This window comes from Shewanella sp. 10N.261.52.F9 (assembly GCF_041471165.1).
Classification (GTDB): domain Bacteria; phylum Pseudomonadota; class Gammaproteobacteria; order Enterobacterales; family Shewanellaceae; genus Shewanella; species Shewanella marinintestina.
Genome location: NZ_JBFRNX010000005.1, coordinates 17,609 through 42,115 on the forward strand (window position 1 = coordinate 17,609; position 24,507 = coordinate 42,115).

Here is a 24,507-nt window from a genome sequence, read left to right on the forward strand (position 1 = left end):
GTTCTAGGTTCTAGGTTCTGAAATAATTTTAATCTTGCTTTCCTCGCTAAACACCCATTTCGGTGGGTTAAAACTTTCACCTTCTCCATGGTGATATTTGGCTTATTGGTAACGCTATTGATTACGCTGTTTATTGCTAATCGATAACAAAATTAATAACTACGCCAAACGCCTTGTCCTTCCCTGACCGACAAGGCTTTTTTTTGCCTAACGCTTACTAACCTATCGCAGCGGCAGGCTTGTCTTCAACTGGCTCTATACGCTCGATTTTAAAGTCATATTTTGCGTAAGCTGCACTAATTAGCGGACACACTAAATTAAAGAAAGCATAAGGTAGGTAAGCGATTGTAGCGACACCTAAGGTACTGGCCATATAGGCACCACAAGTATTCCAAGGAATAAGTGGGCTGGTAATGGTGGCAGAGTCTTCCAACGCTCGGCTTAAATTAACTGGTGCAAGGCCGCGTTTTGCATACTCAACTTTGAGCATGCGCCCAGGTAGTACAATGGCGATAAACTGATCAGCGGTAATCAAATTAGCGCCAATACCGCTTGCCAGTGTAGTTAAAATTAAACTGCCGCTGGATTTCACCAAACCAAGAATGCTTTGCAGTATACGCTTTAGCAGACCAGTGACCTCCATGATGCCACCAAAAGTCATGGCACACAGAATCAACCATACCGTATTCATCATGCTGCTCATACCGCCACGGCTCAGTAGATTATCTAATACCTCATCACCTGTAGTTGCCGTGTAACCATTAAACATAGCAACCCAAATGCCTTTAACCAGTGCAACGATTGGCATTAAGCTGTCGTCATTAGCAAACTTAACCACGTTATCAAACTGGAACAATGCTGCACATACCGCGCCAGCTATCGTTCCTATAATCACAGTCGGAAAGGCTGGCATTTTTTTATAAGCTAAAACCAGCACAACTAGCAGTGGCAGTAACAGGTGAACACCTGGATTGAACTGGGTATCGATTAAAGACAGTGTGGTTTCAAAATTATTATTATCGACGGTAACTTGGCTATTAAATCCCAAAATTAAAAAGCCTATCATGGCGATGATAATGCTCGGAGCGGTTGTCCAAACCATGTGCCTTATATGGCTAAAAATGTCCGTTCCTGCCACTGCAGGTGCTAAGTTAGTTGTGTCTGACATAGGTGACATCTTGTCGCCAAAATAAGCGCCACTTATAATCGCACCTGCGGTAATTTCAACATTTAATCCCATAGCTGATGCCACACCGACCAGCGCGATACCTAAAGTCCCCGCCACAGTCCATGAACTACCAATACTGATGGCAACGACCGCACACAATAAACAACAAGCGGCATAAAAATACTCAGGATTAAGCACTAGCATGCCGTAATAGATCATCGTCGGCACTGTTCCGGATAACACCCAAGTGCCAATTAACGAACCAACGGTAAATAGAATCAATAGTGCGCCAGTGGCAAAGCCAATACTACGTACAATCCCCTGCTCCATCTCGGCCCAGCTGTAACCATTTTTCCATCCAATGATTAATGCAATGCAGCCCGCCATGATCAGCGCAATCTGGTTAGCACCATAGGAGCTGTCAGAAGAAAACAGATAAACAGCCGTAGTTAGCATTAGTACTAACGCAATAATAGGAGTAAGTGCATCGAGTAAAGACGCCGGAGTGTGCTTGTCATCTTCTAATGATTCAAATGCTATCGGCTCTGACTGTTCGGAGTGGTTATTTTCGCTCATGCTAGGTCCTTTTATTTTTCTTATTACCTATTCTTTCGTCGGTAATCAAAAGCTAGGAACAGGCTTTACCGCGTTAGGCTGGAGCGACATCCTTACATAAAATTAACAACAACGTCTAGCCGAGCTCATGCCTAAGCATAAGAAAGCATTCACCCGAACAAACCACAACCGATTAGTCATTCAACAATCACCTAATAAAATGGGTGAATATGCAGTAAATGTAGATTAAACCGATAGCCAAAATCCGATGATAAAATTTCATCGACACGAGGGGGTTGGCACAAAAAAGCAACAAATCAAATCTAATTGCAAGTTGTTCGACAAAGGCATAATTTAGCTAGGATAGTTGGTATGGCTTTAATATTGAATCAACCGCCACACCATAGCGGAGATTAGGGAGATGCAATGAATGACTTTAGCATTAGTCGATTAAACACTAGCCTTGGCATAGTAAAGCTTAAAGGTACTAGCAGCCTTAATGAACAAACTAACCAACACCGTATAACAGTGTCCCAGCTTGAGATCATGGGTAGTGATGGTTGGGTGGAGCTTGATATCTATCACCCTAATAGCCAAAAAATGATTAAACAGTTAGAGGCAGAAGTTACCGCCCACTTATCTATATAAAGTAAACATAATTCAATAGTCTGCCCAGACATTACTTGCCTAACACCGCAGAGTATTAGGTTATTTGTTATCACCATTTTAGCGTGAAGCTTTTATTTAGCGGTCGGTTTCTTTAGTATGTCGACTCTTAAACCTATTTAGCTGCAAAGGCCTATTAACCATGAAACTATCCGCTTTGGATCAACCACTATACGATCATTTATATCGCGACATTCGAGAGTTCCGCGCAACTTTTGATTTGCCGATTGAAGATATCCGCACTTTGGATGATAAAGCCGATACGCTGCATACTTCGTTAGCCATTGAAGAGCTAACCGAACTTGCAGAAGCTGACAGCCGTGTAGAACAAGCTGACGCTATTGTTGATTCTGTTTATGTTTTAATGGGCCGCCTAGTGCATTTAGGTGCTACTCAAGTTAATGACCATCTTGAGATTAGCTACGTTATCGATTTATTGTTACATGTAGCCAAAAACCGTGAAATCGACTTTGTTACCTGTTGGGATGAAGTACATTCAAGCAACATGAGCAAGGTATGCCGCAACGAGCAGGAGCTTAAGGAAACTATCGAATTCTACGCTAAACAAGGCGTTGAAATTGTCGGTAGTACTAAGGGCGAGTTCATTATTGCGAAATGTGCTAAAGATGTTGAAATGGCGGGTAAGGTTGTTCGTCAAGGTAAGGTATTAAAGTCTGTTTATTACCGCCCAGCTGATTTAGAAAAGTTGGTAAAAGCTTAAGCCTATATCCGCTGAGATTAAACCAATACAACAAGTCACCTCTGCTGTATTGGTTTAACTTAATTATTACTAGGCAGCTTCTTTCACGCTAATTAACTGTGATATAGCCTCTGGCTTATCAACATGTAAGTACAGCTGCTTAATATCCTCTGGCAACATACTCATGGCACCATAATAGCGCTGCGATGATTTAAGCTTTATCTGCACATTACTCTCGCCTCGCCCTAAATGCAGTTGCTCATTATTACTTTCAGTTTTGTGGATATTGTTAATCTGCTCTTTGGAGTGCTTATTAGTCACAGCCTTATTTCGCCCATAATTCCCAACATTGACCTCTTCAATATCGCTCAATGGCAACATGGTAAAGCCCCAGACTCCGGCGTTAACCACTAAGTATTGTTGATGTATATACACGCTGTAATAGCGCGCCAATCGGTAGTTAGCCCGCGCCATCACCAAGCAGTAACCAATATAGCTTGAGACTAAAATAGCGGCAATCATGCTCCACGATGCCAACAACCAATAACTAAATACGGCCGAAGATATAATGACTATGTTAGCCAACAGGTAATGCCAAGGTGATGCCGATAAAAGCTGTAACTTGCATAATGATTGCGGGTGCTGCCGAGTTAAATGGTTGAGCGCATAAAACCAGTTCACCACCTCCATTGCCAACGTCATTGCCACACCATGGGCTTGCAAAGCTTTTTCCGATAATACTTTGCCCTGCACAGCATCATGAATATGCAATCGTGGATCGCCGGGTAACTTACGCCCCTGCCATAGGGACTTTATCACCCGATATACCAAGGTCACTTGCAACAGTAATAGCACTGCGATAATCGGATAACGCAGCCAGGCAATAAACTCAAAATAACTGGCGAGTTCAGCCGGAAAGCTAAAGCGAGCCATCAAGCTGCTCAAACTAAACACCACTAGCATCTTCCACCAGTGCTGCTGACCCACATAAATGATGCAATATGCGTACATAGCTGGCAGCAGCACAAAGTAACTAGCGGCTATCGCTATGGTTAACCCTAGTGCATTGGCTCCTTGCATTGATTCAGGTAACCATTGAAAACCTATGCAATAAATGACTATGGCACTGAGTAGAAACAATAATCGATATTTAACACTACGGCGCATTCTCTGATCCTTGAGACTTGTTAAACTTATGTAACAACAGATATAGTGACCTTACAGGTACAAAACAAGCCCTACGGCTAAAATTTAGCCGTTAGTGGTGCAGACAACCAACTAACTTTAATTCAAAACATGATTGCTTTTGCAACTAAATATATGGGAATCACTCCCTAGCTAAGGTTAAAATATCTCCATAACTTATGGATAAGTAGAGCCGACTATGACATCTCTTAATTACTGTGCCTCTTTACTAAAAGTCATGCTTTGCACCATCTTATTGGCAAGCTTTTTTCCTACCAAAAGCATGGCAAATAAACACATTATCGAAGCGACTGTGCAGCACAATAGTCCGTTCCATATCCCTCGTAGTCATACCGTAAAAATCAAGGATAATGAGCGCACTTATAAGCTGTATATCAAACTTCCTAAAGGCTATAAATCTTCTGCTAATCGCGAGACTGATTACCCAGTAGTGTACCTTACGGATGCGATGTATACCTTTCAGATAATGTCAGGAGTGACGCGTTTCCCAATGAACTCAAAACAGATGGCCCCCACCATTATTGTCGGGATATCTTGGGAATTAGGTATGCAAGGTGACAGCAGCCGTGTGAGAGATTACACACCGACAGTAGACAAACGTTGGCATAAAGTAACCGGTGGTGCCGACAGACATCTCGGTTTTCTACAAAATAAAGTTATCCCTTATATTGAGCAAAACTACCGAACTGATCCCTCTCAACGTACCTATGTAGGCAACTCGTTAGGCGGACTTTTTGGTGCCTATGTTTTATTAAAGCAACCGACATTATTTACCAACTACCTGCTTGGAAGCCCCTCTTTTTGGTGGCAGCAACAGGTGTTGCTCGAACAGTTTGAAAATAATAAGCAGCAGCTAGCAAAACTAAATGCCAATGTATTTGTAGGTATTGGCGCATTAGAGCACAACGGCAGAGGCGGCAGTTCTGAGTTTGATATGGTTGGGGATGCGCAGCGGTTTTCTTCGCTGCTGAACAGCTTAACTCAGGCTCAAACAGGCACTTTGAACAGTAAGATTTTGCTGATTAATGAAGCTCATCATGCCACAGCATTTGCCACTACAGCAATTCATGGCATGGACTGGCTATTCAACACGCAAAGAGGCAAGAGCCAGCCAAAAACGATTAGTCTGAATAGTCATAGTAAACAAAACAGCAAGCGTACCGAACAAGCACGCTCTACGATGGAAAAGTTTTAAATCTGGATTATTTAATCTTAAATGGCACTCAGCTGACGGCTTAAACTGCCTGCTCAATTTTTAATATACAGGGAGTTTTAATCACGACCTTGTTACTCCTATGCTCGAATTCGTGTTCATACCAATGTATGTATAAACGCAATTGAACATTGTCACCAAAGTGGTTGCTGTTATAAAAATCGCGATAACATCGGCTATGCTGCAAATAACCACTATGGTAGAGCTTTAGCATCCGCTTACCTATGTGTATTTCACGAAAATCTACGCCGTGCGCCGAGTTATGAGGAAAGTGATACTCGCCATAGCGGTAGTGACCGTCTAGCACTTCAATATTCTGCCCCTTGCTCAATATGGAGCTTAATTGCAATGCATCGACCCGACTCGTTAAACACAAACCACTTAGCACCACGCAGCAGATAACCGCAACACTACAACGAATAAAACCCTGGGGCTTAAAGCGACAAATTAGTAACCAAATAAGTAAGATGGCAGTGGTCATTAGCAATAAAGCTAACTCGTAATCTGCCCATTGTCCGGCTTCAAAAGCCGTATTCCATGATGACATAAATCCCTCCGCAGCGACCAAATCCATTTGTTGCTTATAGAAGCTCTATCGACCAATAATCGACGCGTTTGCTTCAGCCTTTCGGTACTTATACTTAATAAACTAACTAACCAAGATGTCATTTCCATGATCCTTCATAGCAATAACGGTTAGCAAAAAAGTTAAGTCGTACTAAGTATAGTCAGGAATATAAAAGCGGGAGTGAGCGCCAGACAATGTGAAGCGAAAGTACTGCAGCAGGCATAAAAAAAACGCCTCTCAATGAAGGCGTTTTATATTTATTTTTTGAGCATTATTTCAAAAAATTAATTAATGGGCTCAGTATTTTATAACCAAACTTCACTGCTAATTATTTAAAGTTAGCCTAAGAGCAAGTAATCTAAAGTTAGCGCGCTAAATAAAACAAAGCCGGCCCAATTATTATTGAGAAAGGCCTTAAAACAGGCCGCTCTCTCTCTAGAAAAAATGAGTTTTTGTTGGTACAAAGCGAAACCGATAAAGGCCAAAATACCTAAACCATAAATTTCACCTCTGCCCGCCACTAGACCCGCTGCAATTAAGCAGCCTAACGCAGCTAGCTGAAATGCGCCGATGATATGTCTGTCATATCGGCCAAATAGAATCGCAGTAGACTTAATCCCCACCTTTAAATCATCGTCTCTATCAACCATGGCGTACATGGTGTCGTACGCCACCGTCCAACACCAGTTAGCCGCAAATAGCCACCAAGCCTCAACCGGAACAGTACCAGTTTGCGCCGCATAAGCCATAGGGATTGACCAACTCCATACTGTGCCTAAAAACATCTGCGGCATATTGGTATAGCGTTTGGTGAAAGGGTAAATAATAGTAAGAATAATACCAACAACCGACAACTGTACCACTAGCGGGTTCAGCATCAGCACTAGGCCAAATGAAAACAAGGCGACAACTAAAAACAGTAATAAGGCTTCTTTACTGGAGATCTCACCGCTAGCTAGCGGCCGGGCTTTAGTGCGCTCTACGTGGGCGTCAAGATCTCTATCTGCATAGTCGTTAATAATGCAGCCGCAAGCTCGCATCGCAAATACGCCGATAACAAAAATAATAAACACTTTAAGATCAGGCAAGCCACCAGCGGCAAAAGTTAGCGCCATCAAACATGGCCACATTAATAACAAGGTACCAATGGGACGGTCCATACGCGCAAGTCGCATATAAACGTCTAGTTTATCCCTTAAATTCATGATTAGGCTCTCCTACAACGTCTTCGGCCTTTAGTTTTGTAACCGCATTATGACTGAGCTGTAACAGTATTCAACCAGTATTGAGATAAATAAAATTACTGCTTGCTTTATGTGCTAAAAAATAAGGCCGAGCATAGTGCTCAGCCTTAAATTGAAGGGGGTTAATCAGATAATACCCAAGCGGTTATCTATATCTGCTTAGCCAAGTTACACTTTTTCTAAGCGAGCGTAAGCGATCACTAACCACTTACTACCGACATCGAAAAAGTTAACCTGAATACGCGCCTGTGCACCGCTGCCTTCGTAATTAGTCACAGTACCTTCACCAAACTTAGGATGCATCACACGTTGGCCAATCTTAAAGCCTGAATCATTAAAAGCATCATCTTGTTTGCTAAAGCGACTACTCACTGCAGGCGCAGAAACCTGAGTACGCATACGGATCTCTTGCACATACTGCTCTGGGATCTCTTTAACAAAACGCGATGGTCTAGCAAAGCTTTCACGGCCATAGATACGACGCGATTCAGCATAAGTGATATACAGCTTTTGCATCGCTCGAGTCATACCCACATAACAAAGGCGACGCTCTTCATCGAGGCGATCACCTTCATCTATGGCCATTTGGCTTGGGAATAACCCTTCTTCGACGCCAGCCATAAATACCATTGGGAACTCAAGGCCCTTTGCCGAGTGCAGTGTCATTAGCTGTACCGCATCAGTAAACTCATCCGCCTGACCTTCGCCGGCTTCTAATGCTGCATGAGACAAGAAAGCATTCAGCTCGCCCATATCCTCAATTTCTTCTGGCATCACAAAGCTACGTGCAGCGGTCACTAACTCTTCTAAGTTCTCTACACGAGCGCGCGCCTTTTCGCTCTTCTCCGCTTCGTACATGGCCTTTAGACCTGACGTTTGGATCACATGATCTGTCATGCGGTGCAGAGATTGCTCATCAGTATCCATACGCATGGCAATAATCAAATCCATAAAGCCACGTACAGCGTTTGCAGCACGACCTGCGAGGACTTTCTCTTCGAGTAAGCGAACACTCGCTTCCCACAAAGTCATCTCTTGCTGACGCGCCGTTGTGCGAATGATGTCTAAGGTACGATCGCCAATACCACGGGTTGGGGTATTCACCACACGCTCAAAAGCCGCATCGTCATTCTTGTTATTGATTAGACGCAAATAACCCATTGCATCTTTAATCTCTTGGCGTTCGAAGAAGCGTAGACCGCCATAGATGCGGTAAGCGATACCTTTATGTAATAGGGCTTCTTCCAGTACACGTGACTGCGCGTTAGAACGATATAAAATAGCGCAATCTTCTAACTTGCCACCTTCATCTTGCCAGTCGGTGATACGGCCAACGATAAAGCGTGCTTCATCCATCTCATTAAAGGCACAGTAAAGACCAATTGGCTCACCGTCTTTATCGTCGGTCCACAGCTTTTTACCCATACGGTCTGGGTTATTAGCAATCAGCTCATTTGAGGCATTTAGAATATTGCCGCTAGAGCGGTAGTTCTGCTCTAGTCTAATAGTTTGTGCTGCTGGGAAGTCGGCTAAAAACTTATGCAAATTCTCTACCTGTGCACCACGCCAGCCGTAAATAGACTGGTCATCATCACCAACAATCATCACATTGGCTGTTGAGCCAGCAAGTACTCGGATCCACGCATACTGAATGGCGTTGGTATCTTGGAACTCGTCCACCAAGATATGCTTAAATCTGTCTTGGTAATGATCCAGAATATGCGGTTTGTTAAGCCACAGTTCATGGGCTCGAAGCAAAATCTCAGCAAAATCCACTAGACCAGCGCGGTCACATGAATCTTGATAGATTTGATAAATCTTCAGTAAATTTTGCTCAATAGGAAACCCGCCAGCATCAATATGTGATGGGCGTAGCCCTAAGTCTTTCTTACCATTGATGTAGCCTTGCGCTTGTCTTGGAGGATATTGCTTTTCGTCCAAGTTAAGGCTTTTTAAAATACGCTTGATTAGACGCAGCTGATCATCAGAGTCTAAAATTTGGAAGCTTTCAGGCAGATTAGCATCTTTATAGTGAGTGCGTAGCAAACGATGGGCTAAACCGTGGAAAGTCCCTATCCACATGCGGCTCATATTACCACCTGCCACTTTCTCAACACGCTCGCGCATCTCCTTTGCCGCTTTATTGGTAAAGGTTACCGCCAAAATGGCATATGGGCTTTGCTGTTCAACCTGCATTAACCACGCGATTCTGTGGGTTAACACTCGAGTTTTACCACTACCCGCACCTGCCAGCACTAACATGCTAGATTGCGGTGCACCAACAGCTTCGCGCTGCTTATCATTTAGGCCGTCGAGTAAAGAAGATACGTCCATTATTGCCTCCAAAAAATCAGGCGGGCAGTATAACAGATGCAAAGAAAGAGAGGGTAGAATAAGCCAAAGAGATAACGCTTAGTTCGCTACCTCTTATCTGTACAGCAAGCAGAAATTATACTTTCTCAGCCGCTACTACTGAAATCTCAACTAATAGCGCTTCACGAGCCATTTTTGCTGCAACGCAAGCACGAGCAGGCGCAAAACCTGTTGGTACCCATGCATCCCAAACGGCATTCATTTCAGCAAAATACTGCATGTCTTTTATATAGATAGTTGCCGACAAGATATGCTCCCTATCACTGCCAGCTTGCTCTAGTAGAGCATCAACTTTTTCAAGCATGGTCCGTGTTTGCTCAGTAATATCTTGCTCGGCATCTTTCGCCACCTGACCGCATAAATAGATAGTGCCGTTATGCTTAACTATTCTGCTCATACGTGCTGCGGTTTCAATTCTCTCTATGGTCATATTATGCTCTTAAACTTGGTGAATAATCTGGCTGAATAACCTTTTCAGCCAAGAGTCTAACTAGCAAAATATATTTTACCAGTGAAAATATTCTTATGATTCAAATGGATGTTTTGTATACCTTAGCATGATTTACTATTTTCCTATTTAAGTCCTATACTTAACTCAAATAGGTTATCAACGGATTTGATATCTCAATATTTAAAGGACTAAATATGATTCATCTCAACCTCTTCTTCGGTCTTCTATTTACTCACTTTAAGCCAATTACTCATCTTGTGCCTCATGTTCAGCGCATTTACCTTTTAGTTATTAACCTGCAGCACTTTTCGGTAGCTTACGTACAGCCCATTTATCGTCAACTGGCTCAGCAGCGAATATTGCCATCTTTTGCGGTAACAAAAATCTAGTCAGTATTTTAGGAGCCACAAGATGCAAGTTAGCAAAAATTTTTCAATTACTCCTGGGCACCTTTGCCTGATCACTATTTTACTCAGTCTCGTTACTGGTATTTTTTGGTTACTGGGTCACTTTGCCAAACAACCCTCTGTAGAAATGGTGCTGCCGATATTTTTGCTCGTCAACATTGTTATATCTAGCCTTGTTTGGTTTAACTTTCGCAATCAATCATCTCGATTGGCTAATTTGGTCAGCCATATAGCCTCAAGCTTCGTGCAGCCAACAAGCCACAAAACCACTACGGAAAAATCCGCTCATAAGTACGACCCCCTAGCTAAACTCGAGACTAAACTTCAGTTACTCAGCGAGCATTTAACTAAAGAAATCCCAGCATCTTACTCACAAGAACCGCCCATAGAGAATAGCCCTTTGGTATCGAGTATTTTAGACGCCGCAGCTGTGGCGGTTTACGCTGTAGATAGCCGCGGAAAATGTATCTATGCTAATCCGCAATGCGCCTATTTATTGGGCTACGCTAACCCTTCGATGCTGCTCAACTCTAATCTAAAGCAGTTAATTGATAAGAACGCTGCTACCAGCAATATTGATCTCACCGTACACGATATTAAAGAAGATATTTTTTGGCGTGCTGACGGCACTAGTTTTCCTGTTGAATACAAGTCACAGCCACTAAACCTCCCCAATCAAGACAAGGGGGCGGTGATCTCTTTTTACGATAATAGTGAACGTTTAGAAGCCGAAGCGCTTATTCGTCACCAAGCTCATTACGACACCCTGACCGACTTACCGAACCGATTTTTAGCTTTAAAGCGCTTAGAGCAACTGGTTGACTCCAGTGAAAGAAACGGCAACAAGATTGCGGTGATTTTTCTAGATTTAGATGACTTTAAAAAGATTAATGATTCACTTGGGCACGAAGCTGGTGATCAACTACTTATCACCGCATCAGAGCGCTTACTCAAAGCCACCAGAGCTGAAGATACTGTGGGCCGCTTAGGTGGAGATGAATTTATCATCCTGCTTGATGGTCTCTCTAGCGCCAATGATGCTCAACCACTCGCTGAGAATCTGATCGCAGGCTTTAGAAAACCGTTTTATATCGATAATCGCCAACTTATTTTGACCGCCAGCATTGGCATCGCGATTTACCCTAATGATGGTAAAACCCCATCTGAGTTACTGCGTAACGCTGACTCTGCCATGTACCACACCAAAAGTATTGGACGTAACACCTATTCTTACTTTACCCACGCCATGAACAAAGAGGTGTCACGCCGCTTAGCGATTGAAGAGCAAATTCACGGAGCTTTAGAGCGTAATGAGCTAACGGTGCATTATCAAATTCAGTTAGATATTCGCGATGGCAGCATTATGGGGGCAGAAGCACTATTACGTTGGGATAATCCTACTTTAGGCAGTGTCTCACCTGCTGAGTTTATTCCTATTGCTGAGCAAACTGGGGTGATTGAGCCCATGGGAGCGTTTATTTTAAAACGTGCTCTTGAAGCTGCTCAAAGCTGGCAAAAAACTTTCGACGAACACTTTAGAGTGGCGATTAACCTATCACCAAGACAATTTAGAAACCCCAATTTAGTCCAATCAATTAAAGACCAAGTACAAGAACTAGGTATGAAGCCTGCTGATTTAGAACTTGAGATCACCGAAGGCGTGCTACTAAGCGGACACGCTTATACCTTAGATGCACTCATGCAGCTGAGCAAAGCAGGCTTTTGCATCTCTATGGATGATTTTGGTACTGGTTATTCGTCTCTAAGCTACTTACGCACTTACCCTTTCAAAATCCTTAAAATTGACCGCAGCTTTATCAATGATATGAACAAAGACGATAAAAGTAATGAGTTGATTATTGCGACGATTGAAATGGCGCATGCACTTGGGATCCAAGTCATTGCTGAAGGTGTTGAAACTCAAGAGCAGTTGGATGAATTGAGCTTTATGATGTGCGATTACGCCCAAGGCTTTTTAATCAGTAAACCTGCCCCTTTTGAAGAGCTTCTGCTAATTGGCGAAAACTATAAAGAGCTACACCAAAAGCTGGCAGCAAAAGCTGAATCCGATAGTGTGCCAGTGATTTAGCATCGACACATTCACGCGACTATTTCCACGTTAAATACTCTAGAGCTTTTGGATTAAAATTTACGGCTTAACACTATCCCGTCATAATTTAAGCAATCCTGCACTCTTTGTTTTTGTACAGAGCTAAGTGATTCTAGTGGCACAAATTGATAATCACTATGCTCATCGCTGAGCCTAATAGCAGCTTCATTTTCGAGTTCACACAAAAAAATAAAAGCTTGTGAGTCATAAGTTTGATGATAATAAACCCCAGTTAAATAGCTTACCTTCACTACAACACCTAGTTCTTCTATGCACTCACGCTGCAAAGCTTCATGTATGGTTTCTCCAGGCTCTAATGCGCCACCTGGTAAACCCCAAGCGCAATCACCATAGGTTGCTTTAAGTAGCAACACACATGGCCCTGTAACACCTTGCCTAATAATTACAGCATGGCTGCTTAAGCGAAATTTATCGTCAAATGCCATTGTTCCACCTTGTTGGTACTAATTAGTCTTACGCTGCTATTTGCTTAGCCAATAAGTAAAAAAAATGCTAGCACATCCGCTGCTAGCATTTTCCAAGCTGTTTACTATAAGCATCCTACCTAAGATTACCTATGGTTTTGGCGTTTCTTCAAGGCCAATACTATTCATCCAATACTCAAAGTCCATCATATTGCCTGGCAAAATGACCTTACTTTGGCCTGAACTCACACCATCAAGCTGCTTCAGATACTGCGCACCCAACTGCATGCGCACCACGTTCTTGCCACCAGGGGCGGCAATCACGGTTGCCATACGCTCAATTGACTCAGCCGTCGCTCGAGCAATAGTTAAAATCTCTTCGCCCTTACCTTCAGCCTCGTTAATACGGCGCTGCATTTCACCTTCTGAGTGGTTAATCGTTTCGGCCTTAATACCTTCAGAACGATTAATCTTACTTTGCTTGTCACCCTCACTTTTGGCCAGTAATGCTCGGCGCTCTCGCTCAGCATTTACCTGCATTTCCATGGCGTTTTTAACCGTTTCTGGTGGGGTGATGTTTTTAATCTCGTAACGGTGTACGCGAATGCCCCACATGGCGCCAGCTTGATCCAGCACTTCAACCACCTTAGCACTAATCACATCACGCTCTTCAAAAGTACGGTCTAAGTCCAACGTACCAATTACACTGCGAGTGGTAGTTTGTGCCAACTGAATTGCTGCATAACGGTAATCAGTTACGCCGTAACTCGCCTTAACTGGGTCAATAACTGAAATATAGATAACCCCATCGACTTCTACATTAACCTCATCACAAGAAAAGCATTCTTGCGGTGGCACATCAATCGTCTCTTCCTTTAGGTCATGGATATATGCCACTTTATCGACAAAAGGCACTAAAGCATGGAAGCCTGCATCTAAGGTCGAGTGATACTTACCTAAACGCTCTACGATATAGGCAGATTTAGTTGGCACTAAGCGAATAGACTGAAATAGTTTAATGACGAAAATTGCAAAAATAAGGCCCCAAATGGCCATAACAATCATGTCAGTATTAATGCCTGCAATCATTAGCGTGCTCCTTTCACTGAATTAGATGCCACTGCGCTAGTGACTTGTTCCATGCCTTCGAAAAAGCCTTCTATTTTAGCCAGTTCAGCCGGAACAACTGATACATCAGCTTCCTCAAGGATCTTACCGACTTGTGCAATAAACTGCTCTTTTAGCTGCATATTCATTGCTTCATTACCACCATCTTTAGCCAAAGCGGCTGAGACTAATTCCATGCCTTCTGCTTTGGCGCGAGCAATAATTGCAATTTCCTGTGCAGTACCTTTCGCTTCGTTAATACGACGCTGCTTTTCACCTTCAGACAAGTTAATAGCTTCTTGGCGTTCACCTTCAGAAAGGTTAATCATCGCCGCTTTTTCAGCATTGGCTAAGGTGATTTCCGCACGTTTACTGCGCTCAGCTTCCATCTGTTTCTCTAGGGTATGAATGACTTTACGTGATGGGGTGATATTCTTAATCTCGTAACGTAGCACCTTTATCCCCCAAGGATCCGAAGCCTTGTCGATTTCACGAACTATCGATTCATTCAGGCTGTCTCGCTCTGAAAATGTTTGGCTAAGACTGAGCTTACCTATCTCTGAGCGCATCGTAGTTTGTGCAAGGTTAACTGCCGCACGGCGGTAATCTTCAATACCGTAACTGGCAAGCTTACCGTCCATTACTTTTAGGTACACTAAACCATCGACTTCTAGCTGAGTATTATCTTTAGAAATACAGCTTTGTGGTGGTACATCGAGTACCTGCTCACGGATTTCGTGCTTATAAGCGACACGGTCGAAAAATGGAATAAGAAAATGAAAGCCGGGCTGCAATACAGTGCGAAATTTACCAAGGCGTTCGATCACATTGACCTCTCGCATGGGCACAATTAACAGTAACTTATAGAGAATAAAAAATACAAATAAGACAAAGAGTGTAAATGCAAACATATTGAGATCCCTTCCTAGTTTAAATCAATTACTTTTCTGTGGTAAATGCTTCAGCGTCAGACAGCACTGGCTCAACCACTAAGGCAATATTATCGCGGCAAATTATCCTCACTTGAGTGCCAGCAGCAATTTCACTACCGTCCCCCAAAGCAGGCCATTCACTGCCTTGAAATTCTATTCGCCCGAGCTCTTGCGCTGGACCAATAGTTTGTTTGACTGTTGCTAGTTGATTATAAATATCGAGCTCTTCATCGGTGTTGTCGACATGAGCATCGCCACCAACCAGCTTTTGTGTGACCTGACGAAATGCCAGTAAAAGAACCATAGATGCAATAAACCAAAGTGTTAGACTTTGGCTAATACCTTCAACCAAACCTATCGTCAAAGCACCTGCAACTACGAGGCAGGCAGCACCTAACAGAATCACAATACCTCCAGGTAAAATGATTTCAGCCAGCATAAGAATAATGCCGATGCATGCCCAAATTAGAATGGGATTTGAAAACTCCATATTTCCCCCTGAAATGTAAGAGTCAAGTAATGACTATATCAGTAGAGACTGTTTAGCGCGACATATTATGTCAAAGTTAATCACGCAATAAGTGTAAGCAAAACTATCCAAAAGTGCTTAACCGCAACCCTACCATGACCTTAACCTTGAGTAAAAAGTTAACCACCAATAATCGATAGTTTGCATGAGGAAATAATAACCACAAATATAAATATTAGTAATAACAAACTAAATCAAGCAATTGCTTAATTTCAACGTGATAAGCATTTAATAAAAACTTACAAACACTTTGACATTGTTTTTATAACGATTATATTCCCGCCATTGAAACGCATGTTTAAGTTTTTACTTTCACTTGCAGTAGCTACCGACTCTTAAAAATAAAAGGTTTGACCATGAACAAGCAACTACTTTGTATTGCCCTGTTAATTAGCCCACAAGCACTAGCTGACGATATGATTAATTGGTGGGATGCTAGCGTTACTGCGCTTTACGGTGACAACTACGATTTAGCCCCATCAGATAAACAAACCACACTTACCTTTGAAACGGCAGGCGACTGGAAGTACGGCGACTGGTTTGCATTCCAAGATGTTACTTACTTCAATGGTTCAAACGCTGGCAAAAACAATACGACTTACGGCGAGATCTCAACACGTCTAAGTGCCGGTAAGATTTTAGGTAAGTCAGTTGGCTTTGGTCCAGTAACCGACCTATCGCTAGCCTTGACGCTAGAGGAAGGTGAAGGCCCAGTCAAAACCTTTTTATACGGTGTAGGTATGGATATTAACGTACCTTACTTTAGCTACTTTCAGCTAAACACTTACCGCAGACACGCATTGAGCAGTGACAATATTAGCGATGGTTGGCAGTTAACCCCCTCATTTAGAATGGATTTCCCAGTAGGTAATTCTAACATCGTATTTGATGGCTTTATTGATTGGATATTTGCCAGCGACAACTCTGCTTATGAAACAAACTTCCACTTCAATCCACAACTTAAATATGACTTAGGTGCAGTGGTGTTTGGCGAACATAAGAAGAACAAGCTGTTTGTTGGTATCGAATACGATTATTGGCAGAACAAGTACGGCGTTGATGGCATAGACCAAAACACCTACTCCGTTATTGCTAAATACCACTTCTAAATTCGAGTAAATAATTGAGCATTAAAAAAGGCGCTAAGAGCGCCTTTTTTGTGGTTAAAACTATACGAATACCAAAAGTTAGGCCAATAGTTTTTTTGCTGCTGCAACCACGATAGAAACCGCACTCACTTCGGTCTTTTTCATTGTCGCTTCATCAGGGATCTCTTGCTGGGTACGGTTAACAATCACACCCGCAACACATGCAGCGCGCCAACCTTGTGAGGCACACATAGTAAATAGCGTCGAAGACTCCATTTCGTAGTTAAGTACGCCTAAGTCTTGCCATTCTTGCATCGAACCCTTGAACTGACGTGTTACACGGCCAGACACAGTGTCATAACGCTCTTGGCCTGGATAGAAAGTATCTGACGACGCAGTAATACCAATGTGCGGTTCTAAACCTGCATCACGACTTGCGGCAACCATAGCCGTTGTACAATCAAAGTTAGCTACTGCCGGGTATTCCATTGGTGCAAAGTGCAGACTTGCGCCATCTAAACGCACAGACGCTTGAGTCACAATCACATCACCCACGTTAACATGTGGCTGAATCGCACCAGTGGTACCAACACGTAAGAAAGTACGCACGCCTAATTGTGCCAGCTCTTCAATTGCAATCGATGTTGAAGGGCCGCCAATACCAGTAGAACAAACGACAACAGGCTTACCATCGATATAAGCTAGATAACTGGTATATTCACGATGACTAGCTAAGAATGTTGCGTTTTCCATTAGCTCTGCAATTCGTTTAACACGCTCTGGATCGCCTGGAACGATCGCTAAGCTAGCACCATCTAACATCTCTTTAGTTAAGCCTAAATGAAATACATCAGACATCGTGAAAACCCCTTTCATTTTTGAATTTAAAAATCTATTTAAGTCGACTGTAACCTAGTATTGACCGTAAAAAGGTTACACCGATCACACTTTACCCGCCTAGAGTAAATGAATTGTCGTAATATAGTTACTAAAGCAATCAAAATATTTGAGCTCAAATATAGCAGCCACAACCTATACTGCCACACTCAATATTGCATTAAGGCGATGTACACAACAGATTTTGAGCTTACAGAAAAGAAGTATAAAACCAATATTAGCAGTAACTTAACAACAAAATTAACCTTGTAACACATTAAAACTTTTAGCTAAAAGTATGCCAATTAATCTCCTCATCTTAGCTAAGTAGTCCTAGCGAAATAACTCCGGCCTGTCATCTCAATTCAATCGTTCATTATTCGATCAACATCACATTTAGCGGCTAAGAATCGCGCTAATTTAGAACTGAAGCAAATGAACCATCCGCAATAAAACAGCCAAAAGGACGCCTGCATGTTTCCAGAGTACAGAGAACTTATCAGCCAACTAAAAACATCTGACACACATTTTCAAAAGAAGTTTAATAAGCATAATGAACTCGATGAGGAGATAAAAAACCTGGAAAAGAGTAATGCTAGCGATTACACCTCAGAGGTGCATGAACTTAAGGTTCAAAAACTACATTTAAAAGAAGAAATCTACGATATTCTCAAAGGTCATTCAGCTTAACCCTACCTATATCTGCTAAAAATAAAAAAGGACGCATAAGGGTCCTTTTTTTATTGCCTGATAATTACTTCAACACAGCTAACAAGTCTTCTGTTGTCTCAAAAAACAAAATATTGGTCACCTTGTTATTGTCTAGTTCTATCAAAGTAGCCTGATCTTTTTGCGCCGGCAGTGGCAAGGTCTGCTCACCTTCACTATCTAACGCAACTCTATAAGGAAACTTTTTAAACTGCGGTAAAGCAACAAAACGAGCAATCAATGATGGCATACCACTGATATCAGCCACGTAGATTAAACTAGCATCGCTTGTTAATTCAGGCTCAGCTTCTAGCGCTTCTTGAATTAAAGTCCCACCATCCATACTCCGGCTAAAAAGCACTCGTTTGGTGTTGCTATCAACTTGGTAGGTAACTTCATGCTGATCTTGTAATTTAATCTCTGCTATTTGGTCGCCAACCTGATAAGTATTAGCCAAAACAGATGTGGTAAACAGGCTACATAAAGCGAAAATAAGTGCTCTCATAATTGGACTCGACAAATTAGAATTAGCGGAAAGAATAACCTATTATTGATAGGGTCACAGTAAACTTAGCGACAAAGCATGATCCCCTTCACGCAAAGGTTTTTCAGTAATAAATGAATCAAGTCTTCCGCTATACATATATAAATTGTAAGTTACAAAAGTAGAGTGTATTCAGTAAGCTAGTTAGTAGACGTTGTTAAAAGGGATACAAAAATGGAAGAGCAAGGATTAGACCAAGAAATCGCACAATTACAAAATGCCTATACTGCTATTACTGAGTTTTTAGTGCAGTACAGTTTTAGCATTCTTGGGGCCGTAATTATCTTTTTGATTGGCTTATGGATTGCCGCTAAAGCCGCTAACTTAGTCACGAGAATTTTTGAAAAACACCAAATCGACATCACTCTGAGTAACTTCACAAGTAACTTTGTTCGTATCTTAGTTATTGTCATGGTCGGTGTTATCGCCCTTGGTAAGTTAGGCATTAGCGTCACGCCTATGGTAGCCGCCATCGGTGCAGCTTCATTAGGTGCAGGTTTAGCCCTACAAGGCATGCTTGCTAACTACGCAGCAGGTATAACCATTATTGTGACTCGACCTTTTATTGTCGGCAATACCATCGAGATCAAAGGCGTAGGTGGATTAGTAAAGGACATCCATTTAGGCATGACGGTGCTGACCAACGAAGAAGGCGAAGAGATTAATATCCCCAATAAACATATTGTCGGTGAGATCTTACACAATTCATTTGCCAATAAACTGGTCGAAACCAAGTTTAATATCAGCTATCAGGCTAACACTGATGAAGTCGTCGCCTTGCTAACTAAAGTGCTAGCCGACAGCCCAAGAGTATTTGAAGGTGATAAAGCTCAGGTTGGTATAAACGACTTTAACAGTATAGGTATTGAAATAGGCATTCGCTACTGGGTGCCGACCGACAGCTACTTCCAAGATAAGTACCAAACCAATGCCGAGCTGTTTAAAGCACTAAAGCAGGCGAATATTGACATTCCGTGTCCAGTAAAACAGATCCATATCCAAGAGCACTAGTGTGTTTGATACTTAGCGGCTTCTATTAGCGCTAAGTATTCGTTTTTTTCATCATCCAAATCACTTATATCAAAAGCCTGTAACCGCGGGTTTTAGCGATTTTCTGAACATAAATAAACATAATTCATAAGCAAATCAAATAATCATTATTGCGTTTACTCTATCGCTCTAATTTAGATGTTGCCGCAAAATGCGCTCCATTGAAATAGGAAACTAATGAACACTCAATGGAGATAACATGATGAACAAAACATTAATTGCATTGGCATTAATTGGTACATGTGGTTATGCCAGTGCTGCCGACATAGATAATACTTGGTACATTGGTGCTGGCGCAGGTCAGAGCAATTATGAGTCAGTTTCTGCCGCTAGCCACCTAGGCGATGATAGCGATCTAGCCTGGAACGCGCTAGTCGGTTATCAACTAAACAAATACCTTGCATTTGAAGCTGGCTGGCAAGATCTCGGCACTGATGACGATACTCATATGTGGGGCGGTCTAGACGGCAGTCAATCTATCGATGTCGACGGTTTTACTCTTGGCGTTGTGGGAACACTACCTCTTAATGAAAAGTGGTTCTTAACTGGTGAAGCCGGTGCTTATCAATATCACCTATCACACCAGATGAACGCTAGTAAATATGTCAGCGCTACCGATACCGCTCCTTATTTTGGTGCTGGTATTGGCTACAACATCACTGACTCTTTAGCTATTTCAGCTAAATACCGCCGCTTCGCTAACATTGATGAAACAGCATGGAACACAGCTAATATGGACGCGCAAACGGTCGGTCTGCAACTGACTTACCGCTTTGGTGTTAAGCCAAAAGCTACGGCCGTCGTGCTGCCAGCCGTTATCGAAAAGCAAACTAAGCCAATGCCTCGCCCTGAACCACAGCCTGAACCTGTCTATGAAATCATCACTGAAACCAACAGTGTAGCAGTACTATTTGGCTTCGACTCTGTCGCTCTAAACAGCGATGCGAAAACCAAACTTGATGAAGTCATTAGCCTTTCTAAGCAGCAACAACAAGATGTACTTCTACTTAGCGGTCAGTCAGATAACCAAGGTAACAGCGAATACAACCTTAAGCTTTCTGCAAAGCGCGTAAAACAAGTAGAAGCTTACTTAGAAGACCACGGTGTTGAAGTACAGCGTATCGATACTGAAGCTGTAGGTGATCAAAATGCACAAGCAAATACTCGTCAAGACCGTGCTCTTGAGCGCCGAGTGGTTGTGACTTTGACTAGCCAAGAGCAAGTATTAGTGAGTCAATAACGTATAAATGTATCACTACTGGTATCAATCAGTATAAGGACCCGAAACCGCTAGGATAGCGAAACGATACACTAGGATAAAGTGAGCCAAGGATGGCTTTACGTCTGCTCAGACCTATTCAAGAAAATTTTTATCGCTTATAGTCAGTCTCTTAAAAAGGAGTAGGTAATGCTGACCCAGCTCAACCTTGAACGCCTAAAGAATTGCGATTTAAATCTATTACTTGCTTTAGCTGTGTTACTCAATGAGGCACATGTCTCTAACGCTGCTAAGCAGTTAGGCCTATCTCAATCAGCCATGAGCCAAATGCTGAAGCGCTTACGCTTAATGTTTGCCGACCCATTACTGCTTAAAAGCAATAATGGCATGACGCTTACCAATAAAGCCCAAGCGATTGCGCTCGAACTGACCCCGTTACTCGATAAAACAGCTCGCATTTTAGAGGCTGACCATTTCACCCCAAAAACGGCTCAAGGGCGGATCCGTATTATCATGAGTGATATCACAGCCCAACTGATTATTACTCCACTTATTGCTTTAATGAGTGAGCAAGCACCTAATATTGAACTTGAATATATTTCCCAAAGCGGTAATGGCTTTCAGCTACTCAGACGCGGTCAAGTCGATATGGTCATCGGCTTTTACGATGATATTCCCACGTCACTATTAAGTGAAGTCATAGGGCAAGCCCCTTGGCAAATGGTGACTCATAGAAGCAGTAATAGTCAGCCAAGCAATTTAGATAAAGACACGATTAAATTATTACGCTACCAGTTTCAGGAGCATAACCAACTGCATTCAATTGCGTCATTAGAGCCAATCAATGCCTTAGATGCCGCCTACGCACTCACCACTGCCTCGCTAAGTGCTTTGCTGTATGCGCTTCAAACCAATAATACTGCGACCTTGTTACCTCATTTTGCCTTAAGGATTTTGCCTGAGCATGAAACCAAAGAGTTTGATTGGCTGGGCACACCGATTAACCTTGATCTCAAACTCTGCTGGGACCGCCACCATAGAACTCCTGAGTTGCAACAATGGTTTAGACATCAGCTAACAAGACTGCTGCATCAGCATTTACTTTTAGAAAAAGCGTAATGAATTTAACCGACTTAAAAATTATCCAGCAATGCGATCTTAACTTACTGCTCAGTTTGTGCATTTTGATTGAAGAGCAAAGTGTTTCTAAAAGCGCTGAAAGACTCGATATCTCTCAGCCAGCCATGAGTCAAAACTTAAAGAAGCTCCGGCTAATGTTTAACGATCCATTGTTTGTAAAGCATGGCCAAGGAATTAAGGCAACAAGTAAGGCTCTGGGTCTATATAACTCATTAACTGAGTGGCTCTATCTTAGTGATCGCTTAATTTCGCAAACCACATTCGATCCGATGGAGAGTCATGGGGTGATACGAGTTGCCTTCATGGATGATCTAACCCAATCCATGATCCCAATGATTTTAGACAAAATCCTGTTGTTGGCTCCCAATATCGAGCTTGAGTTTGTGCATAAGCCTAAAGATGTTTTTGTATTATTAGAGTCGGGAGAGATAGATCTCGCTGCAGCCGGAACAGACACCCCTCCCGCAAATATCCATGGACGACATATTTCTCGTACCCATTACTGCGCCGCCTATAGTGTGGACCACCCGTTGGCTAAACTTAAACATCCTAACCTGGCGCAAATATTTGCCTATAATACCGCTGAATATTCAGCGTCTAATTTAGTTGAATTAGAAGTGACTCAACTGGCACTACAGCATAACTTACAACGTAAAATAACCTTTTCTAGCGGCTCGTTCCAAGTCATGTTACAAGGCTTACTCGCCGGTAAACACGTGGGATTTGTGCCCCAGCGAACGCTCAATTCACCAATATGGCAATCAAAACTCAAAGGGGTACAGATTAAAGAGTTAGTGCCGTTTGAAAGTACTTTATACTGGCACGCAAGAGTGCATAAAGATCCACTTATACAATGGTTTAAGGACGAGTGCCTGGCGATTGTTAACCAACTAAAACAGCAAACCGTTCTGGTTTAAACGATTTAGCTCTACAAGCCTCTTTGCCACTCTTGACGTAAATCAATCCGCTCAGGGGTGTGCATTGCCGCTTCAACTTGGGCGACTAGCGTCGCTTTATCCCTACCTAGTATGCCTTTAAGTACTAAATAATTAGATGCGTGATCCGAGCGAAACACGGTTTTATCTAACTCTAGATGGGTCAACAAGGTATGCATCTCAGTAAATAACTGCGCTTGATTTGGTAACTGAAAATAACCGTCAAAAGCGGCGTCCATACGCTCGGTACCTAAAGGCAGAGTCACCACTAAGGTCGACAAGTATTCTGGCTGGGCTGCATTCATTAACTTGGCAGAGTTTTCAGCATGCTGCTTAGATAACTCAACCCCACCTAAACCATTTAATATCATCACCGACGCTTTAATACCCGCAGCTTTAATTTTTTGCAGCGCTGCCAGAGAAGAAGCGTAGGTTTCCCCCTTTTTAATGCGGGCTAGCACTTCATCATCGCCACTTTCACAACCGATATACAGCAAGCTTAGACCTAGCTCTCTTAAGCGCTGCAGCTGCTGTGGCGTTTTGTTATTGATGTTACGTGGTAAGCAATAACTGCTAATGCGGGTCACGTTAGGTAGGTATTGCTTTATCAACAAACAGATGGCTTCTAAGCGTGCAAAAGGCAGGGTCATCGCATCACCGTCAGCCAAAAATACTCGGCTGATATACGCTTTAGAGTTAGCCACCGCCATAAGATCTTGCTCAATCTTATCGGCCTTTTGCGCTCGAAAGCGTTTTTGTGGCTCGGTGTACATGTCGCAAAAGCTACATTGATTCCAGCTGCAACCATTAGTGACTTGCAGGATCAGAGATTTCCACTCTGACGGTGGACGAAACACGGGTTCAATATAATTGAGCACAACAGACTCCTAAGCAAGCCGAACTTACAGAAAGACAAGTTGAGCATTTTTCACGATAAAAATAAATATTTGATGAACCTAAATACACTTTTTAGCGTAAAAGATCGCTAGATTAGTAATCTACGAATATCAAGAGGATGAACCGATGCCAATAGTTTCAACTGCGACGAATAGGCAAGTTCGCAGCAATGAGCAACACTGGAATAATATGACTGCCGAGCAGAAAATAGCCCTATATGATTTAAATAAATTTGGCTTTATTTTGTTATTCGTTAGGCAGCTACCTAGTGGACCACAAGCATTTGTGAAACAACATAATACCTTGGCAACCATTAGCAAGAATGGTGATGTTAACTATTCCCCAGAAGTCCTAACGAGACAAACCTCTAGCACTCGATTACTCGCTTAAGTTTGA

Annotated in this window: 25 protein-coding genes; 12 read left to right on the plus strand and 13 right to left on the minus strand. The window is 42.5% G+C overall.

Annotated features, from left to right (window positions below; translation table 11 throughout):
* Positions 1-217: 217 nt before the first annotated feature.
* Entirely contained in the window at positions 218-1,744 is a 1,527-nt protein-coding gene (gene nhaC / locus AB4298_RS04315; RefSeq protein WP_371985839.1) for a Na+/H+ antiporter NhaC, read from the minus strand.
* Between the two features lie 405 nt (positions 1,745-2,149).
* On the opposite strand from nhaC, the gene AB4298_RS04320 reads away from it, so the two are divergent.
* Together AB4298_RS04320 and AB4298_RS04325 are read left to right on the plus strand one after the other, a co-directional pair.
* The gene (locus tag AB4298_RS04320) at positions 2,150-2,371 is read left to right on the plus strand and encodes a hypothetical protein (RefSeq protein ID WP_248999493.1); all 222 of its coding nucleotides are present in this window, start codon (positions 2,150-2,152) and stop codon (positions 2,369-2,371) included.
* A 160-nt stretch (positions 2,372-2,531) separates the two neighbouring features.
* Complete coding sequence (locus AB4298_RS04325) at positions 2,532-3,110, plus strand: nucleoside triphosphate pyrophosphohydrolase family protein (RefSeq protein ID WP_248999492.1); 579 nt, start codon at positions 2,532-2,534, stop codon at positions 3,108-3,110.
* 69 nt (positions 3,111-3,179) lie between these two features.
* Here AB4298_RS04325 and AB4298_RS04330 read toward each other — a convergent pair whose 3' ends face one another.
* Complete coding sequence (locus tag AB4298_RS04330; protein WP_371985840.1) at positions 3,180-4,256, minus strand: hypothetical protein; 1,077 nt, start codon at positions 4,254-4,256, stop codon at positions 3,180-3,182.
* A 217-nt stretch (positions 4,257-4,473) separates the two neighbouring features.
* Between AB4298_RS04330 and AB4298_RS04335 the strand changes: the two genes are divergently transcribed.
* Entirely contained in the window at positions 4,474-5,490 is a 1,017-nt protein-coding gene (locus AB4298_RS04335) for an alpha/beta hydrolase (RefSeq protein WP_371985841.1), read from the plus strand.
* A 40-nt stretch (positions 5,491-5,530) separates the two neighbouring features.
* Here AB4298_RS04335 and AB4298_RS04340 read toward each other — a convergent pair whose 3' ends face one another.
* From AB4298_RS04340 to AB4298_RS04355, 4 genes are all read right to left on the minus strand, one after another.
* The gene (locus AB4298_RS04340) at positions 5,531-6,055 is read right to left on the minus strand and encodes a hypothetical protein (protein WP_371985842.1); all 525 of its coding nucleotides are present in this window, start codon (positions 6,053-6,055) and stop codon (positions 5,531-5,533) included.
* 359 nt (positions 6,056-6,414) lie between these two features.
* Positions 6,415-7,281, minus strand: coding sequence for a 4-hydroxybenzoate octaprenyltransferase (ubiA, locus tag AB4298_RS04345; RefSeq protein WP_248999488.1), 867 nt, complete (start codon positions 7,279-7,281; stop codon positions 6,415-6,417).
* A gap of 207 nt (positions 7,282-7,488) precedes the next feature.
* The gene (gene uvrD, locus AB4298_RS04350) at positions 7,489-9,654 is read right to left on the minus strand and encodes a DNA helicase II (protein ID WP_220780504.1); all 2,166 of its coding nucleotides are present in this window, start codon (positions 9,652-9,654) and stop codon (positions 7,489-7,491) included.
* A 115-nt stretch (positions 9,655-9,769) separates the two neighbouring features.
* The gene (locus tag AB4298_RS04355; RefSeq protein ID WP_248999486.1) at positions 9,770-10,123 is read right to left on the minus strand and encodes a RidA family protein; all 354 of its coding nucleotides are present in this window, start codon (positions 10,121-10,123) and stop codon (positions 9,770-9,772) included.
* 215 nt (positions 10,124-10,338) lie between these two features.
* On the opposite strand from AB4298_RS04355, the gene AB4298_RS04360 reads away from it, so the two are divergent.
* Positions 10,339-10,533, plus strand: a complete 195-nt coding sequence (locus AB4298_RS04360; RefSeq protein ID WP_371985843.1) for a hypothetical protein — start codon at positions 10,339-10,341, stop codon at positions 10,531-10,533.
* Positions 10,534-10,555: 22 nt separating this feature from the next.
* Positions 10,556-12,640 carry a sensor domain-containing protein gene (locus tag AB4298_RS04365; RefSeq protein WP_371985844.1) on the plus strand — a complete coding sequence of 695 codons (2,085 nt, stop codon included), beginning with the start codon at positions 10,556-10,558 and terminating at the stop codon, positions 12,638-12,640.
* A 53-nt stretch (positions 12,641-12,693) separates the two neighbouring features.
* Here AB4298_RS04365 and AB4298_RS04370 read toward each other — a convergent pair whose 3' ends face one another.
* The 4 genes from AB4298_RS04370 to AB4298_RS04385 all read right to left on the minus strand — a co-directional run bounded on the left by AB4298_RS04370 (position 12,694) and on the right by AB4298_RS04385 (position 15,615).
* A complete protein-coding gene (locus tag AB4298_RS04370) occupies positions 12,694-13,107 on the minus strand; it encodes an NUDIX domain-containing protein (protein ID WP_248999483.1) in 414 nt (137 codons plus the stop codon).
* A 129-nt stretch (positions 13,108-13,236) separates the two neighbouring features.
* Positions 13,237-14,175 carry an SPFH domain-containing protein gene (locus AB4298_RS04375; protein ID WP_248999482.1) on the minus strand — a complete coding sequence of 313 codons (939 nt, stop codon included), beginning with the start codon at positions 14,173-14,175 and terminating at the stop codon, positions 13,237-13,239.
* Positions 14,175-15,104: an SPFH domain-containing protein gene (locus tag AB4298_RS04380; RefSeq protein ID WP_248999481.1), complete on the minus strand. Its 930-nt coding sequence runs from the start codon at positions 15,102-15,104 to the stop codon at positions 14,175-14,177. The genes AB4298_RS04375 and AB4298_RS04380 overlap by 1 nt, the downstream gene beginning before the upstream one ends.
* 28 nt (positions 15,105-15,132) lie before the next feature.
* On the minus strand, positions 15,133-15,615 hold the full coding sequence (locus AB4298_RS04385; RefSeq protein WP_248999480.1) for an NfeD family protein: 483 nt from the start codon (positions 15,613-15,615) through the stop codon (positions 15,133-15,135).
* Between the two features lie 395 nt (positions 15,616-16,010).
* Here AB4298_RS04385 and AB4298_RS04390 point away from each other — a divergent pair, with 395 nt between their 5' ends.
* Positions 16,011-16,763: an outer membrane protein OmpK gene (locus AB4298_RS04390; RefSeq protein WP_248999479.1), complete on the plus strand. Its 753-nt coding sequence runs from the start codon at positions 16,011-16,013 to the stop codon at positions 16,761-16,763.
* A gap of 78 nt (positions 16,764-16,841) precedes the next feature.
* Here AB4298_RS04390 and udp read toward each other — a convergent pair whose 3' ends face one another.
* Positions 16,842-17,600 (minus strand): uridine phosphorylase, encoded by a 759-nt coding sequence (udp, locus tag AB4298_RS04395; RefSeq protein ID WP_248999478.1) that lies wholly within the window; start codon positions 17,598-17,600, stop codon positions 16,842-16,844.
* A gap of 492 nt (positions 17,601-18,092) precedes the next feature.
* On the opposite strand from udp, the gene AB4298_RS04400 reads away from it, so the two are divergent.
* A complete protein-coding gene (locus tag AB4298_RS04400) occupies positions 18,093-18,308 on the plus strand; it encodes an HP1242/YdcH family protein (protein WP_248999477.1) in 216 nt (71 codons plus the stop codon).
* Between the two features lie 64 nt (positions 18,309-18,372).
* On the opposite strand, the gene AB4298_RS04405 is transcribed toward AB4298_RS04400, so the two are convergent.
* Positions 18,373-18,831, minus strand: coding sequence for a hypothetical protein (locus AB4298_RS04405; protein ID WP_248999476.1), 459 nt, complete (start codon positions 18,829-18,831; stop codon positions 18,373-18,375).
* Between the two features lie 213 nt (positions 18,832-19,044).
* Here AB4298_RS04405 and AB4298_RS04410 point away from each other — a divergent pair, with 213 nt between their 5' ends.
* From AB4298_RS04410 to AB4298_RS04425, 4 genes are all read left to right on the plus strand, one after another.
* Positions 19,045-19,881 (plus strand): mechanosensitive ion channel family protein, encoded by an 837-nt coding sequence (locus AB4298_RS04410; RefSeq protein WP_248999475.1) that lies wholly within the window; start codon positions 19,045-19,047, stop codon positions 19,879-19,881.
* Positions 19,882-20,119: 238 nt separating this feature from the next.
* Entirely contained in the window at positions 20,120-21,160 is a 1,041-nt protein-coding gene (locus AB4298_RS04415) for an outer membrane beta-barrel protein (RefSeq protein ID WP_371985845.1), read from the plus strand.
* Positions 21,161-21,328: 168 nt separating this feature from the next.
* The gene (locus AB4298_RS04420; RefSeq protein ID WP_371985846.1) at positions 21,329-22,258 is read left to right on the plus strand and encodes a LysR family transcriptional regulator; all 930 of its coding nucleotides are present in this window, start codon (positions 21,329-21,331) and stop codon (positions 22,256-22,258) included.
* Positions 22,258-23,196, plus strand: coding sequence for a LysR family transcriptional regulator (locus AB4298_RS04425; protein ID WP_371985847.1), 939 nt, complete (start codon positions 22,258-22,260; stop codon positions 23,194-23,196). The genes AB4298_RS04420 and AB4298_RS04425 overlap by 1 nt, the downstream gene beginning before the upstream one ends.
* Before the next feature lie 11 nt (positions 23,197-23,207).
* Here the strand turns inward: AB4298_RS04425 and AB4298_RS04430 are convergent, their stop codons facing one another.
* Positions 23,208-24,092 (minus strand): radical SAM protein, encoded by an 885-nt coding sequence (locus AB4298_RS04430; RefSeq protein ID WP_371985848.1) that lies wholly within the window; start codon positions 24,090-24,092, stop codon positions 23,208-23,210.
* Positions 24,093-24,237: 145 nt separating this feature from the next.
* On the opposite strand from AB4298_RS04430, the gene AB4298_RS04435 reads away from it, so the two are divergent.
* Positions 24,238-24,501: a hypothetical protein gene (locus AB4298_RS04435; protein WP_371985849.1), complete on the plus strand. Its 264-nt coding sequence runs from the start codon at positions 24,238-24,240 to the stop codon at positions 24,499-24,501.
* The last annotated feature ends 6 nt before the right edge of the window (positions 24,502-24,507 follow it).

What these genes read in the sequence shown, in the direction of transcription:
- nhaC (WP_371985839.1), bottom strand. Translation starts at nt 1,744, where the DNA reads ATGAGCGAAAATAACCACTCCGAACAGTCAGAGCCGATAGCATTTGAA.
- AB4298_RS04320 (WP_248999493.1), top strand. Translation starts at nt 2,150, where the DNA reads ATGAATGACTTTAGCATTAGTCGATTAAACACTAGCCTTGGCATAGTA.
- AB4298_RS04325 (WP_248999492.1), top strand. Translation starts at nt 2,532, where the DNA reads ATGAAACTATCCGCTTTGGATCAACCACTATACGATCATTTATATCGC.
- AB4298_RS04330 (WP_371985840.1), bottom strand. Translation starts at nt 4,256, where the DNA reads ATGCGCCGTAGTGTTAAATATCGATTATTGTTTCTACTCAGTGCCATA.
- AB4298_RS04335 (WP_371985841.1), top strand. Translation starts at nt 4,474, where the DNA reads ATGACATCTCTTAATTACTGTGCCTCTTTACTAAAAGTCATGCTTTGC.
- AB4298_RS04340 (WP_371985842.1), bottom strand. Translation starts at nt 6,055, where the DNA reads ATGTCATCATGGAATACGGCTTTTGAAGCCGGACAATGGGCAGATTAC.
- ubiA (WP_248999488.1), bottom strand. Translation starts at nt 7,281, where the DNA reads ATGAATTTAAGGGATAAACTAGACGTTTATATGCGACTTGCGCGTATG.
- uvrD (WP_220780504.1), bottom strand. Translation starts at nt 9,654, where the DNA reads ATGGACGTATCTTCTTTACTCGACGGCCTAAATGATAAGCAGCGCGAA.
- AB4298_RS04355 (WP_248999486.1), bottom strand. Translation starts at nt 10,123, where the DNA reads ATGACCATAGAGAGAATTGAAACCGCAGCACGTATGAGCAGAATAGTT.
- AB4298_RS04360 (WP_371985843.1), top strand. Translation starts at nt 10,339, where the DNA reads ATGATTCATCTCAACCTCTTCTTCGGTCTTCTATTTACTCACTTTAAG.
- AB4298_RS04365 (WP_371985844.1), top strand. Translation starts at nt 10,556, where the DNA reads ATGCAAGTTAGCAAAAATTTTTCAATTACTCCTGGGCACCTTTGCCTG.
- AB4298_RS04370 (WP_248999483.1), bottom strand. Translation starts at nt 13,107, where the DNA reads ATGGCATTTGACGATAAATTTCGCTTAAGCAGCCATGCTGTAATTATT.
- AB4298_RS04375 (WP_248999482.1), bottom strand. Translation starts at nt 14,175, where the DNA reads ATGATTGCAGGCATTAATACTGACATGATTGTTATGGCCATTTGGGGC.
- AB4298_RS04380 (WP_248999481.1), bottom strand. Translation starts at nt 15,104, where the DNA reads ATGTTTGCATTTACACTCTTTGTCTTATTTGTATTTTTTATTCTCTAT.
- AB4298_RS04385 (WP_248999480.1), bottom strand. Translation starts at nt 15,615, where the DNA reads ATGGAGTTTTCAAATCCCATTCTAATTTGGGCATGCATCGGCATTATT.
- AB4298_RS04390 (WP_248999479.1), top strand. Translation starts at nt 16,011, where the DNA reads ATGAACAAGCAACTACTTTGTATTGCCCTGTTAATTAGCCCACAAGCA.
- udp (WP_248999478.1), bottom strand. Translation starts at nt 17,600, where the DNA reads ATGTCTGATGTATTTCATTTAGGCTTAACTAAAGAGATGTTAGATGGT.
- AB4298_RS04400 (WP_248999477.1), top strand. Translation starts at nt 18,093, where the DNA reads ATGTTTCCAGAGTACAGAGAACTTATCAGCCAACTAAAAACATCTGAC.
- AB4298_RS04405 (WP_248999476.1), bottom strand. Translation starts at nt 18,831, where the DNA reads ATGAGAGCACTTATTTTCGCTTTATGTAGCCTGTTTACCACATCTGTT.
- AB4298_RS04410 (WP_248999475.1), top strand. Translation starts at nt 19,045, where the DNA reads ATGGAAGAGCAAGGATTAGACCAAGAAATCGCACAATTACAAAATGCC.
- AB4298_RS04415 (WP_371985845.1), top strand. Translation starts at nt 20,120, where the DNA reads ATGATGAACAAAACATTAATTGCATTGGCATTAATTGGTACATGTGGT.
- AB4298_RS04420 (WP_371985846.1), top strand. Translation starts at nt 21,329, where the DNA reads ATGCTGACCCAGCTCAACCTTGAACGCCTAAAGAATTGCGATTTAAAT.
- AB4298_RS04425 (WP_371985847.1), top strand. Translation starts at nt 22,258, where the DNA reads ATGAATTTAACCGACTTAAAAATTATCCAGCAATGCGATCTTAACTTA.
- AB4298_RS04435 (WP_371985849.1), top strand. Translation starts at nt 24,238, where the DNA reads ATGCCAATAGTTTCAACTGCGACGAATAGGCAAGTTCGCAGCAATGAG.